Here is a 12,569-nt window from a genome sequence, read left to right on the forward strand (position 1 = left end):
ACGCAAATGTCCGATCTGAGTTCATTGCGCGCCTGCGCGCACCGCATCCGCCGCTACGCCCTGCGCATGGGCGAGGTCCAGGGCCAGGGCTACATCGGCCAGGCCCTGGGCTGGGCCGATGTGCTGGCCGTGGCCTATGGCCATGCCCTGAACCTGCGCCCCGAGGAACCCGAATGGGAAGGCCGCGACCGCTTCCTGCTCTCGCACGGCCACTACGCGATTGCCCACTACGCCGCGCTGATCGAAGCGAAGATCATTGCCGAGGAAGAGCTGGAAACCTACGGCAGCGACGACAGCCGCCTGCCCATGAGCGGCATGGCCACGTACACGCCGGGCATGGAAATCTCGGGCGGTTCGCTGGGCCAGGGCCTGGTGATCGGCGTCGGCATGGCGCTGGGGCTGAAGCAGAAGAAGAACCCGGCCTTCGTCTACAACAGCATGAGCGACGGCGAATTGGACGAGGGCTCGACCTGGGAAGCCGCGATGTCGGCCGCCCACCACCAACTCGACAACCTGATCTGCCTGGTGGACATCAACAACCAGCAGGCCGACGGCCCCAGCAGCAAGGTGCTGGGCTTCGAGCCACTGGCCGACAAGTGGCTGGCGTTTGGCTGGCACGTGCAGCGCATCGACGGCAACGACATGGCCGCCGTGCTGGCTGCCTTTGACACGGCACGCCACCTGAAGGAAGCCAAGCCGCGCGTGATCCTGTTCAACACGCTGATGGGCAAGGGCGTGCCCTTCCTCGAAACCCGCGACAAGAACCACTTCATCCGCGTCGATCCACCCGAGTGGCAACAGGCCCTCGCCGTCCTCGACCAATCCGCCCCCGCAGGAGCCGCAGCATGAACACCGTTGTTGAAAAGAAACCGCGCCTGACCACCTCGGCCATGATCGCCTCCATCGCGGGCGAAGGGCAGCGCGTGAAGGCCGCGCCGTTTGGCAAGGCCCTGGTCGAACTGGCCGCGAACCGCCCCGAGATCGTCGGCATGACCGCCGACCTGGGCAAGTACACCGACCTGCACCTGTTCGCCCAGGCCTATCCCGAGCGCTACTACCAGATGGGCATGGCCGAGCAGCTCTTGATGGGCGCGGCCGGCGGTATGGCCAAGGAAGGCCTGATCCCCTTCGCCACCACCTACGCGGTGTTCGGCACGCGCCGCGCCTACGACTTCATCCACCAGGTGATCGCCGAGGAAAACCTCAACGTCAAGATGTGCTGCGCCCTGCCGGGCCTGACCACCGGCTACGGCCCCAGCCACCAGGCCACCGAAGACATCGCCATGATGCGCGGCATCCCCGGCCTGACCATCGTCGACCCGTGTGACGCGCTCGACATCGAACAGGCCGTGCCGCAGATCGCCGCGCACAACGGCCCGGTCTACATGCGCCTGCTGCGCGGCAACGTGCCGCTGGTGCTGGACGAATACGACTACGCGTTCGAACTCGGCAAGGCCAAGCGGCTGGTGGATGGGGACGAGGTGCTCATCATCTCCAGCGGCTTCATGACCATGCGCGCACTGGAAGTGGCCCAGGCACTCAAGGCCGACAAGGTAGGCGTGGCCGTGCTGCACTGCCCGACCATCAAGCCACTGGACGTGGCGACCATCCTGGCCGAGGTGCAATCCAGGCCGCGCCTGGTGGTGGTGGCCGAGAACCATTCGGTGGTCGGCGGCCTGGGTGAAGCCGTGGCCAGCGCGCTGCTGCAGAACGGCGTGGCGCCCGCGCGCTTCCGCCTCGCCGGCCTGCCCGATGCCTACCTCGACGCGGGTGCGCTGCCCACGCTGCACGACCGCTACGGCATCAGCACCGAAGCGCTGTCGGGCCGCGTGAAGGCCTGGCTGGGCTGAAGCCGGTCACAAGGGCAAGAGCGCAGACCGCGCCGCCGCCACGATCTGCCGCGTCAAGCCGTCCAGCACACCCGACGCCGCCCGCGCGGTCTGCCAGTGCAGCGGCACGTCCAGCGGCGTGCCGGGCACCAGTTCGACCAGGCGGCCGTCGGCCAGGAGGTCCTCGACCATGCCCTGTGGAAACATGCCCCAGCCCATGCCGGCCAGCGCGGCGGTGACGAAGGCCTGCGGCGAGGGCAGCGTGTGCCGCGGCAGCTCCACATGCCGGTGGCACAGGCGGCGCACCCAGCCGGCCTGCAGTTCGTCCTTGGTGTTGAACAGCAGGCTGGGCGCCTGCGCCAGGCTGCCCGCACCCACACCGCCGCTGAAGTGGCGCGCCACATACGCCGGGCTGGCCGCGGCCAGGTAGCGCATCACGCCCAGCGGCTGGCTGTTGCAGCCCGTGGCAGGCCGCGCGGCGCTGGTCACGGCCGCCAGCACGGCGCCGGTGCGCAGCCACTCGGCGGTGTGGTCCTGGTCGTCCACGCTCAGCTCCACCAGCACCGGCGCCTCGGCCGCAAACGCAGCCAGCGCGGGCGCGAACCAGCTCGCCAGACTGTCGGCGTTCACCGCCACCGGCAGCCGCACCCGCACGCCGCCCTCGGGCGCCATGGTGGGCAGCGCGTCGCTGAGCTCCTGTTCCAGCAGGCGCACGCGGTCCATGTGCTGGCACATGCGGCGGCCGGTGTCGGTGGGGGTGCAGGGCTGGCCGCGCACCACCAGCGCGCAGCCCGCGCGCTCTTCCAGCAGGCGGATGCGCTGCGAGATCGCCGAGGGCGTGACGTGCAGCGCGCGGGCCGCACGGTCGAAGCTGCCTTCGCGCACCACGGCGGCCAGGGCATTGAGGGCGGCGTAGTCGAGCATGGATTCAGTTTTTCTAAAGCTGATGAAGGAAAGACAGTTTGTCTTCATCCACCGGCGCTGGCAAGCTCGGGGCATGACTTCGTTTTCTTTTGCCCAGGTGGTGCCCGCTTTTGTCCAGGGCCTGCTGCTGTGTTTTGGCCTGATCGTCGCCATCGGCGCGCAGAACGCCTTCGTGCTGCGCCAGGGCCTGCGGCGCGAGCACGTGGCGCCGGTGGTGCTGTTCTGCGCGCTGGCGGACGCGGTGCTGATCAGCGCCGGCGTGCTGGGCATGGCGCAGGCGCTGGGCGAAAGCCCGCGTCTGGCCCAGGCGCTGGCGCTGGCGGGCGCGGGTTTTCTGGCCTGGTACGGCTGGCAGGCCCTGCAGCGCGCGCGGCACGCCAGCCAGCTGTCGGCCGAAACCGCCGGTGATGGCCTCAGCCGGGGCGCGGTGCTGGCGCAGGCCGCCGCGTTCACCCTTCTCAACCCGCACGTGTATCTGGACACGGTGATGCTGATGGGCAGCATCGGCGCCCAGCAACCGGCGGGTCTGCGCGGCTGGTTCGTGGCCGGATCGAGCATGGCCAGCCTGGTCTGGTTCTGCGGCCTGGGGTTTGGCGCGCGCTGGCTGGCGCCGCTGTTCCGCAAGCCCCGCGCCTGGCAGGTGCTGGACGGCCTGATCGGTCTGACCATGTGGGTCATGGCCGCCCTGCTGCTGCGCCACGTGCTGCAAGGCGTCTGAGGCTCCCGCATGTATCTGCCGCCCTGCCACCGCCTCGACGACCGCGCGGCGCTGTTCGACCTCATCGACGCCCACCCGCTGGGCACCTGGGTGTGTCGCAGTGCAGAGGGCCTGATCGCCAACCACATCCCCTTTGTGCTGGACCGCGGAGCGGGACCCAACGGCACACTGCTGGGCCACGTGGCCCGGGCCAACACGGTCTGGCACACCTGGGATGCGGCGGCCACTTCGGTGGTCACGTTCCTCGGGCCACAGGCCTACATCACGCCGGGCTGGTACCCGGGCAAGGCCGAACATGGTCGCGTTGTGCCCACCTGGAACTATGCCGCCGCCCATGTGCACGGCGTGGCACGGGTGATCGAAGACGGTGAGCGCCTGCTCGACCTGCTGGACCGGCTCACCCGGGCACAGGAGGCCGGGCGCCCCGCGCCGTGGCGGGTGGCCGATGCGCCGGCCGGCTTCATCCAGCGGCTGGTGCGCGGCATCGTCGGCATCGAGATCCCCATCGACCAGATCGAAGGCAGGCTCAAGGCCAGCCAGGACGAAGCGCCCGCTGACCGGCAGGGCTCCGTGGACGGCCTGCGCGCCCGAGGCAACGGCGCCGACCACGCGATGGCCGATCTGGTAGAACGCGCCTTGCGCACCCACCCCTGAACCACCATGTACCGCCCCACCCACTTTGAAGAGAACCGCACCGAGGTGCTGCACGCGCTGATCACCACCCACCCGCTGGGCCAGCTGGTCACCCACGGCCCGGACGGTCTGGACGCCAACCCCCTGCCCTTCGAGCTGGACGCCACCGTGGGCCCGCACGGCCTGCTGCGCGCCCACGTCGCGCGCGCCAACCCGGTGTGGCAGCAGGCCGGCGACACCGAGGTGCTGGTGATCTTCCAGGCGGCGGACGGCTACATCTCGCCCAACTGGTACCCGAGCAAGCCCGAACACCACCGCCATGTGCCGACCTGGAACTACCAGGTGGTGCACGCGCACGGCGTGCTGCGGGTGCGCGACGACGAACGCTTCGTGCGCGGCCTGGTCGGCCGCCTGACGCGCGAACACGAACAACGCGCGCAGCAGGAGCGGCCCTGGCGCATGGGCGATTCGGCGCCCGAGTTCATCAACGGCCTGCTGCAGGTGATCGTGGGCGTCGAGATCCAGATCACGCGCCTGGTGGGCAAGTTCAAGCTGGGCCAGAACCGCGAGGCGCGCGACCTGGAAGGCGCGGCAGCCGGGCTGGACGCGCTGGGACAGCACGACATTGCCAGTGCCATGCGCGGCACCCGCGCCCCCTCCTGAAACGGGGCCGGCCCGCAGGGCATATGCTTTCCTGATGGGGGCGGTCCTACGCTGCCCCGTCATGGACACCACCTTGCCCGCCGCCCCCTCCTCTTCCACCCCGCAGACCGCCCGGCCGCTGACCCAGGGCCGGCGCTGGTGGCCCTGGCTGACCTGGCTGGCCGGCTGGTCGGCGATGCTGCTGCTGGACGGACGCTTCGACCTGTCCAACGAGGCCATGCTGCTGATGCTGACCTCGGTGGTGGCCTCGCTCTGGTGGCCCGGCTGGGCCAGCGCCCTGGCCAGCACGGTGGCGGTGCTGGCCTTCAACTGGTCTTTCGTGCCGCCGCGCCACACCTTCAGCGTGGACCTGCAGCAGCACGCGCTGCTGTTGCTGGCGATGCTGGTGGTCAACTGGATCATTGCCGGCCTGGTGGTGCGCCTGCGCCAGACGGCAGAAGGCGCCCGGCTGGTGGCCGAGCGCGAAGCGCGGCTGCGCGCCTGGAGCGACACGCTGCGCGATGCGCCCGACCCCGCTGCCCACGCCAGCGCCCTGCACACCGCCCTGACCGAGGCCACCGGCGCCGATGTCGCCCTGGCCGTGCTGCAGGACCTGAACGCCCGGCCGGAAGACGACACCACGCTGCACGTGGGCCAGGCCAACGGCGAACAGCGCGAAGGGCTGGCGCTGTGCATGCGCGACGGCCGTCCCATGGGCGAAGGCACGGCCCGCTATGGCGATCTGCGCGACTGGTACCTGCCGCTGCGCGGCCGTGGTGCCACGCTGGGTGCCGCGGTGCTGCCGGCGCAGGGCCAGACCGCCGACGCGCTGTCGCTGCGCGCACACCTGCAGGCCCTGTGCGACCAGATGGGCCAGGCGCTGCAGCGCTCGCTGACCGAGCGGCAGGCCCGCGCCTCGCGCGAGCAGGCGCAGCTGCAGGCCACGCGCAACGCCCTGCTGGCCGCGATCTCGCACGACTACCGCACGCCGCTGGCGACCATCATGGGCGCTGCCTCGTCGCTGCACGACCAGGCCGACAAGCTGGACGCGGCCCAGCGCCAGCGGCTGGCGGCCGGCATCGTGGAAGAAACCACGCGCCTGAGCCGGTTGACCGACAACACCCTGCAGCTGGCGCGGCTGGACGCACCCGGCGTGGTGCTGCGCCGCGACTGGGAATCGGCCGAAGAGATCGTCGGCGCGGTGCTGGGCCGCGCGCGCCGGCGCGGCCACGGCGCGCGGCTCAAGGCCTGGGTCGAACCCGGACTGCCCCTGCTCTGGTGCGACACGCTGCTGGTGTCTCAGCTGCTGGACAACCTGGTCGACAACGCGCTGAAGTACAGCCCGGCCGAGGCGCCGGTGGAAGTGCAGGCCCGGCTGCTGGAGGGCCATGTGAGCCTGAGTGTGAGCGACCGCGGGCCGGGCATCGCGCTGGCCTGGCGCGAGCGGGTGTTCGACGTGTTCCAGCGCGGCGACAAGGCCGGGCAGGCACAGGCCGGCGTCGAAGCCGCGCGCCAGGGCGCGGGCGTGGGCCTGGCGGTGTGCCGCGCCATTGCCCGTGCGCACGGCGGCGAACTGCGCCTGAGCGCCCGGCCGCACGGGGGCTGCCGGTTCGACTTCCGCCTGCCGCTGCACGAGCCGGCGCCGGGCGCTGAAACACCACCACCGCCGGAGGCCACGTCCCCATGAGCCTGCGCATCCTGCTGGTGGAAGACGACCGCGAGCTGCGCGCCACCCTGCGCGAAGCCCTGGGCGTCGAAGGCTACGAAGTGCAGCCGGCCGCCAGCCTGGCCGATGCGCGGGCGCTGCTGCGCCAGGCCGGCACCTCGTCCGGCATGGACCTGGTGCTGCTGGACCTGGGCCTGCCCGACGGCGACGGCCAGTCGCTGCTGGCCGAGCTGCGCCGCAGTTCGAACTGCCCCGTGATCGTGATCTCGGCCCGCGAAGCCGAGGGCCAGAAGATCCGCCTGCTCGACGAAGGCGCGGACGACTACCTGGTCAAGCCCTTCGGCATCGGCGAACTGCTGGCCCGCCTGCGCGTGGCGCTGCGGCACCGTGGCCACCGCAGCCAGCCGGCGGTGCTCTCGTACCGGCACGGCGGGCTGGACATCGACCTGCGCACGCGGCGCGTGCGGCGCGACGGCGGCGAGGTGCACCTGACCCCGACGGAGTTCGAACTGCTGGCGCGGCTGGTGCGGCAGGCCGGCCAGGTGGTGACGCACCGGCAGCTGTTGGCCGACGTCTGGGGGCCCGAACACACCGAGCAGACACACTACCTGCGCCTGTACATGGGCCAGCTGCGCGCCAAGCTGGAGGCCGACAGCGCCGACCCGTTGCACCTGCTGACCGAGCCCGGCGTGGGCTACCGCATCGCCGAGCCGGACGCCGACGCCTGAACATGAGACACCGCTGGCCGGCGACCCTTATGCGTTCCTGATCCGCCCCCGGGCATCGTGGCGTCCTCGACATTTCCGGGGCCCCCATGTCCACCCACACTCCCTCCATCTCCACGGTCAGCGGCGCAGCGCCAGACGACAGCACCGACACCCGCCGCCAGGGACTGGCCGCCCTCACCCTCGCGGCCATCGGCGTCGTCTACGGCGACATCGGCACCAGCCCGCTCTACACCGTCAAGGAAATCTTCGCGCCGCACACCGGCGTGCAGCTGGACGCGCCGCACCTGATCGGCGCCATCTCGACCATCTTCTGGGCGCTGATGCTGGTGGTCACGCTCAAGTACGTGGTCCTGATCCTGCGCGCCGACAACCACGGCGAAGGCGGCGGCCTGGCGCTGACCGCGCTGGCAGCCAGGGCCGTCGAAGGCCGGCCGGCGCTGCGCCGGGCGCTCCTGCTGCTGGGCGTGTTCGGCGCCACGCTGTTCTACGGCGACAGCGTGATCACGCCCGCGATCTCGGTGCTCGGCGCGATGGAAGGGCTGGAGCTGCTGACCCCGGTGCTCAGGCCCTATGTGGTGCCGCTCACCCTGCTCGTGCTGGTCGGCCTGTTCCTGCTGCAGCGCTTTGGCACGGCCCGGGTGGGCCGTTTCTTCGGGCCGGTGATCGTGGTCTGGTTCGCCGTGCTGGGCGCCATCGGCCTGTGGCAGATCGCGCAGCAGCCGGCCATCCTCGCGGCGCTCAACCCCGTGCACGCCTGGGCGTTCCTGTCGGGCCGCGGCTGGCAGGTGTTCGCCGCCCTGGGCGCTGTGGTGCTCGCGCTGACCGGCGCCGAAGCCCTGTACGCCGACATGGGCCACTTCGGCCGCAAGCCGATCCAGATCGCCTGGACCGGCCTGGTGCTGCCCGGGCTGGCGCTGAACTACCTGGGCCAGGGCGCCCTGCTGATGGGCGACCCGGCCGCCATCGAGAACCCGTTCTACCGCCTGTTCCCCGACGCCTGGGTGCTGCCCGTGGTGGTGCTGGCGACCCTGGCGGCCATCATCGCGTCGCAGGCCGTCATCTCCGGCGCCTACTCGATGACCAAGCAGGCGATGCAGCTGGGCTTCCTGCCGCGCATGCGGGTGCGCTACACCAGCGCACGCGAGATCGGCCAGATCTACATGCCGGCCGTGAACTGGGCGCTGCTGGCGGGCGTGGTGGCGGTGGTGCTGCACTTCGGCAGTTCGTCGGCGCTGGCCAGCGCCTACGGCATCGCCGTGACGCTGACCATGATGATCACCACCGTGCTGACCTTCTTCGTGGTGCGGCTGGGCTGGCGCCTGCCGGCGCCGCTGGCCTGGGGCGCGACGGTCTTCTTTCTCGCCATCGACGCGCTGCTGGTGGCGGGTTGCGCCATCAAGTTCTTCGACGGCGGCTGGTTCCCGATCCTGCTCGGCCTGGCGCTGTTCGCGATGATGAGCACCTGGTGGCGCGGCCGCGCCCTGCTGATGGACAGCATCCGGCGCGACGGCCTGTCGCTGACCGACTTTGTGGATGCGCTGGACCCGGCCAGCATCCAGCGCGCGCAGCGCACCGCCGTGTACGCCGTGGCCGACCCCGACACCGTGCCACAGGCGCTGCTGCACAACCTCAAGCACAACCAGGTGCTGCACGAACGCAACGTGATCCTCTCGGTGCAGTTCCGCGACGAACCCTGGGTGCCGGCCGGGCAACGCCTGCAGGTGCAGCCGCTGGGGCACGGCTTCTGGCGGGTGCGCGTCCACTACGGTTTCATGGACACGCCCGACGTGCCCAGGGCGCTGGAGCAGGCCCGTTCGCACGGGCTGCAGATTCCGCTGTTCGAGACCACCTACTTCCTCAGCCGCGAGACCGTGGTGCCTTCGCCCGGTGGAGGCATGGCGCACTGGCGCGAGAAGCTGTTCGCCACCATGAGCCAGAACGCGGGCGGCGTGGTGGAGTTCTTCCGGCTGCCGGGCAACGCCGTGGTCGAGCTGGGCACGCGCGTGCCGATCTGAGCCACAGGTCTTCACCGCCGGGCGATACTTCCCGGCATGACCCCCCCCATACCGACACCCGCCCCGGTCAGCCTGGGCCAGGCCCTGCGCTACTGGCTCAGGCTCGGCTTCATCAGCTTCGGCGGTCCGGCCGGCCAGATCGCGCTGATGCACCGCGACCTGGTCGACGACAAGCGCTGGATCTCGGAAACACGCTTCCTGCACGCGCTGAACTACTGCATGCTGCTGCCGGGCCCGGAGGCGCAGCAGCTGGCTACCTACATCGGCTGGCTGATGCACCGCACCTGGGGCGGCGTGCTGGCGGGCGCGCTGTTCGTGCTGCCCTCGCTGCTGCTGCTGATCGGCCTGTCGTGGGTCTACATGGCGCACGGCGACCAGCCGCTGGTGGCCGGCCTGTTCTACGGCATCAAGCCGGCCGTGACGGCCATCGTGGTGCAGGCGGCCTGGCGCATCGGCTCGCGGGCGCTGAAGAACGGCTGGCTCTGGGGCATCGCGGCGGCGTCTTTCGTGGCGATCTTCGCGCTGAACGCGCCCTTCCCCCTGATCGTGCTCGGTGCGGCATTGCTGGGCGTGGTCGGCGGCCGGCTGCTGCCGAAGGCGTTTGCCACCGGCGGCGGCCATGGAGGCGGCGCCAAGGCCGGTGCCGCAGCGCACGCACCAGCCCTGATCGACGACCACACGCCCACCCCGCCCCACGCGCGGTTCGCCTGGCCGCGGCTGGCGGCGGTGCTGCTGGCCGGCGGCCTGCTCTGGGCGCTGCCCATGGGCCTGCTCGGCGCGGTGTTCGGCTGGGCGCACACCTTCACGCAGATGGGCTGGTTCTTCACCAAGGCGGCGCTGCTGACCTTCGGCGGCGCCTACGCGGTGCTGCCCTACGTGTACCAGGGCGCGGTGGTGCAGCACGGCTGGCTCAGCGCCACGCAGATGATGGACGGACTGGCGCTGGGCGAGACCACGCCCGGCCCGCTGATCATGGTGGTGGCCTTCGTGGCCTTCGTGGGTGGCTATGGCCACGCGCTGCTGGGGCCGGACCTGACGTTCGCGGCCGGCGCACTGGCCGCCACGCTGGTGACCTGGTTCACCTTCCTGCCCTCGTTCATCTTCATCCTGGCCGGCGGGCCGCTGATCGAGTCCACCCACGGCAAGCTGGGCTTCACCGCCCCGCTGACCGCCATCACGGCCGCGGTGGTCGGCGTCATCGTCAACCTGGCGCTGTTCTTCGGCCTGCACGTGCTCTGGCCGGCCGGGCGCGGGCAGCCGATGGATGTCGCGGCGGCGCTGATCGCGGTCGCGGCGGGCGTCGCCCTGCTGCGTTTCAAGAAGCCGGTGATCCCGGTGATCGCCGCCTGCGCGCTCGCCGGCCTGGCGCTGAAACTGCTGTTGCCGGCCTGAGCTCGGTCAGGGCGAGGCCGTCTTGCGGTCCGGCGGCAGGATCGCCAGCGGCGCACCGGCTTCGTGCGCCCAGAAGCGGCCGGTCTGGAACACGTCGACCTGCAGGGGGTGGCCTTCGAGGTAGGCGCCTGGGTCGAACGCAATGACGAGCCGCTGGCGCGAATGCGGCATCACGTCGACCGGCAGGTCCATGCGCCCGTCCCAGGGCGTGACCGGATGGCCCTGCGCGTCGAGGAAACGCCAGGTCAGCGCCAGCTGGTTGCCGGTGGCGGACAGCGCGGAGAAGCGGATGCCGGAGTCGTTGACCAGGGTCACGTCCACCTCGCTGCGTCCCTGCACCTCCCGGCGCCCGCCCAGTTCCAGCCTGAGCTGCAGGATCTCTTCGGGCGTGTAGGGCCGGTCCGATCGCGACATGGGCGTGGCCCTGGACGGGTCCCGCAGCCGGTAGACCGAGAGGATCACCTGGTCGCCGATCTTCTTCTGCCAGAACAGCGCGTGGTCCTGGAGCCACCGGGCGTCGCTGCGGTCGCGCACCAGCCGGTAGTTGTTCACGATGTACATGGGTGGCGCGTCCGGATCGACCAAGAAGAGTCTGTCCCGATGGACCTTAGGAATCAGAGGCAGTGATGTCTCCAGTTCGGTTCTGGACCCGACCCCCACCGTGATAAACGGATCGTGGTCTGCCTTCAGGATGCGCTCCAGCGCTTCGCGATTGCCCAGCCCCCAGTAGTCAAGGTCAAACTGGTCTTTCCATGGTGTGCGTACCAGTTCATTGAAGTACACGTTTTGCAGCGGATGGGCTCGAACCATCCACGCCCCCTGGTAGACGATGAATGTCCCAAGGCAGCCCGAGAGCACCAGGCGCCTGCGGTCTCTGGCACCCAGCATGGTACCCAGCCACTCAAGGCCCCTAGCAGCCAAAAAGACCAGCGCCGGGTACACGAAATACAGCTGCCTCCACCCGTCGTACAGCACGGATTTCAGAGCAATCACGGCCAATACCGGCCCCGCGAGCAGCAGCAGGCACAGCAGGTCCATCATCTGTTCATGGCTGCTCCAGAGACGCCGACGGCTGCTGAACACGCCTGCTACCGTCAAGCCTACCCCCACCAAGAACAACGCCAGAAACGGCAGCGGCGTGGTGACCCCGATCCAGACCGGGATGTAGTGCCAAGGGAGCTGTTGCGCAGAAATCGACTCACCCATGTACAGGACTTCGCCGTTCCAGCGAAACCGGGACATGTTGGCAAAAACCTGGGCAAAGTTGTGTAGCGGGTCCACCCATAGGTACGGGAACATGGCGTAAACCATCAGAACCGTCACCAAGCCATAAGCCGCCATCAGCCTCCACCAGGACATAGGGCGCACTTCCCGATGCACCAGCAAGACGCCCCATGCGCCCATGGTCAAGGCCGGCAGGATGATTCCCATTACCCGGATATCGATGGCAAACGCACACACGAGGCCATGCAGGACCGCTGCGCCCAGAGAGCGGTTCCTCAGAAAACGCTCCATCGACCAGATCGAGATCGCACAAGCCGACATGAAAACGATGTCCTTCGAGTTGTAGAAGGACTCTGCAAACATCCGCGGAGAAAGAACCAGCATCGCGGCGGCCATCACGCCGATTGCCCGACTGCCGGTAACGGAGAAGACCGAGCGGTATATCGCTGCAACAGCGCCGGAAAACACAAGAAAGGTGCTCAGGTGGCGCAGACGGAAGACCTGCTGCTCATTGAGCCCAAGCCAGTGCTCGATCGCTGCCATGGGCAGTTCAAATGCAACGCCGTAGTCACGATCTGGCCAGTCCGCCAAGGTGGGGACTTGCTGCAGCAACTCGCTGCGCAGCGCTCCCGAAAAGAACTCGATCACGTAACGGAGGTTGACCAGCCCGTTCAGGCGAGACAGGGGTTCGTCCCAAGAAACACCATATTGGCGGTAGATGGCCAAACCCAGAACTAGGTAGATCATGAACAGCCAGCATTCCCACCGCTTCGCAAACCAATGTTTCATTTGAGGAAG

General features: G+C 69.4%; 11 protein-coding genes. 9 read left to right on the top strand and 2 right to left on the bottom strand.

Annotation, left to right across the window (positions count from 1 at the left end):
* The first annotated feature begins 6 nt into the window (after window positions 1-6).
* Entirely contained in the window at window positions 7-849 is an 843-nt protein-coding gene (locus ACS5NL_RS15325; RefSeq protein WP_439354787.1) for a transketolase, read from the top strand.
* Complete coding sequence (locus tag ACS5NL_RS15330; RefSeq protein ID WP_439354788.1) at window positions 846-1,850, top strand: transketolase family protein; 1,005 nt, start codon at window positions 846-848, stop codon at window positions 1,848-1,850. The genes ACS5NL_RS15325 and ACS5NL_RS15330 overlap by 4 nt, the downstream gene beginning before the upstream one ends.
* A gap of 6 nt (window positions 1,851-1,856) precedes the next feature.
* Here the strand turns inward: ACS5NL_RS15330 and ACS5NL_RS15335 are convergent, their stop codons facing one another.
* Window positions 1,857-2,753, bottom strand: a complete 897-nt coding sequence (locus ACS5NL_RS15335; RefSeq protein WP_439354789.1) for a LysR family transcriptional regulator ArgP — start codon at window positions 2,751-2,753, stop codon at window positions 1,857-1,859.
* A 73-nt stretch (window positions 2,754-2,826) separates the two neighbouring features.
* Here ACS5NL_RS15335 and ACS5NL_RS15340 point away from each other — a divergent pair, with 73 nt between their 5' ends.
* The 7 genes from ACS5NL_RS15340 (at window position 2,827) to chrA (ending at window position 10,547) form a co-directional block, all read left to right on the top strand.
* Window positions 2,827-3,471 (top strand): LysE/ArgO family amino acid transporter, encoded by a 645-nt coding sequence (locus ACS5NL_RS15340; protein ID WP_439354790.1) that lies wholly within the window; start codon window positions 2,827-2,829, stop codon window positions 3,469-3,471.
* 9 nt (window positions 3,472-3,480) lie between these two features.
* Complete coding sequence (locus tag ACS5NL_RS15345; RefSeq protein ID WP_439354791.1) at window positions 3,481-4,125, top strand: FMN-binding negative transcriptional regulator; 645 nt, start codon at window positions 3,481-3,483, stop codon at window positions 4,123-4,125.
* Between the two features lie 6 nt (window positions 4,126-4,131).
* Window positions 4,132-4,767, top strand: a complete 636-nt coding sequence (locus ACS5NL_RS15350) for an FMN-binding negative transcriptional regulator (RefSeq protein WP_439354792.1) — start codon at window positions 4,132-4,134, stop codon at window positions 4,765-4,767.
* A 61-nt stretch (window positions 4,768-4,828) separates the two neighbouring features.
* Complete coding sequence (locus ACS5NL_RS15355) at window positions 4,829-6,433, top strand: sensor histidine kinase (RefSeq protein WP_439354793.1); 1,605 nt, start codon at window positions 4,829-4,831, stop codon at window positions 6,431-6,433.
* Window positions 6,430-7,140 carry a response regulator gene (locus tag ACS5NL_RS15360; RefSeq protein ID WP_439354794.1) on the top strand — a complete coding sequence of 237 codons (711 nt, stop codon included), beginning with the start codon at window positions 6,430-6,432 and terminating at the stop codon, window positions 7,138-7,140. Before ACS5NL_RS15355 ends, ACS5NL_RS15360 begins: the two co-directional genes overlap by 4 nt.
* 86 nt (window positions 7,141-7,226) lie before the next feature.
* Window positions 7,227-9,155 carry a potassium transporter Kup gene (locus tag ACS5NL_RS15365; RefSeq protein ID WP_439354795.1) on the top strand — a complete coding sequence of 643 codons (1,929 nt, stop codon included), beginning with the start codon at window positions 7,227-7,229 and terminating at the stop codon, window positions 9,153-9,155.
* Window positions 9,156-9,191: 36 nt separating this feature from the next.
* Window positions 9,192-10,547, top strand: coding sequence for a chromate efflux transporter (chrA, locus tag ACS5NL_RS15370; protein ID WP_439354796.1), 1,356 nt, complete (start codon window positions 9,192-9,194; stop codon window positions 10,545-10,547).
* A gap of 6 nt (window positions 10,548-10,553) precedes the next feature.
* On the opposite strand, the gene ACS5NL_RS15375 is transcribed toward chrA, so the two are convergent.
* Window positions 10,554-12,560 (bottom strand): ArnT family glycosyltransferase, encoded by a 2,007-nt coding sequence (locus ACS5NL_RS15375; RefSeq protein ID WP_439354797.1) that lies wholly within the window; start codon window positions 12,558-12,560, stop codon window positions 10,554-10,556.
* Window positions 12,561-12,569 lie beyond the last annotated feature (9 nt).

Source organism: Hydrogenophaga sedimenti, assembly GCF_051857515.1.
In the GTDB taxonomy this organism is placed as follows: Bacteria; Pseudomonadota; Gammaproteobacteria; order Burkholderiales; family Burkholderiaceae_C; genus Hydrogenophaga.

Excerpts from the sequence above, each read along its gene's own strand:
- ACS5NL_RS15325 (WP_439354787.1), top strand. The coding sequence starts at position 7 with ATGTCCGATCTGAGTTCATTGCGCGCCTGCGCGCACCGCATCCGCCGC.
- ACS5NL_RS15330 (WP_439354788.1), top strand. The coding sequence starts at position 846 with ATGAACACCGTTGTTGAAAAGAAACCGCGCCTGACCACCTCGGCCATG.
- ACS5NL_RS15335 (WP_439354789.1), bottom strand. The coding sequence starts at position 2,753 with ATGCTCGACTACGCCGCCCTCAATGCCCTGGCCGCCGTGGTGCGCGAA.
- ACS5NL_RS15340 (WP_439354790.1), top strand. The coding sequence starts at position 2,827 with ATGACTTCGTTTTCTTTTGCCCAGGTGGTGCCCGCTTTTGTCCAGGGC.
- ACS5NL_RS15345 (WP_439354791.1), top strand. The coding sequence starts at position 3,481 with ATGTATCTGCCGCCCTGCCACCGCCTCGACGACCGCGCGGCGCTGTTC.
- ACS5NL_RS15350 (WP_439354792.1), top strand. The coding sequence starts at position 4,132 with ATGTACCGCCCCACCCACTTTGAAGAGAACCGCACCGAGGTGCTGCAC.
- ACS5NL_RS15355 (WP_439354793.1), top strand. The coding sequence starts at position 4,829 with ATGGACACCACCTTGCCCGCCGCCCCCTCCTCTTCCACCCCGCAGACC.
- ACS5NL_RS15360 (WP_439354794.1), top strand. The coding sequence starts at position 6,430 with ATGAGCCTGCGCATCCTGCTGGTGGAAGACGACCGCGAGCTGCGCGCC.
- ACS5NL_RS15365 (WP_439354795.1), top strand. The coding sequence starts at position 7,227 with ATGTCCACCCACACTCCCTCCATCTCCACGGTCAGCGGCGCAGCGCCA.
- chrA (WP_439354796.1), top strand. The coding sequence starts at position 9,192 with ATGACCCCCCCCATACCGACACCCGCCCCGGTCAGCCTGGGCCAGGCC.
- ACS5NL_RS15375 (WP_439354797.1), bottom strand. The coding sequence starts at position 12,560 with ATGAAACATTGGTTTGCGAAGCGGTGGGAATGCTGGCTGTTCATGATC.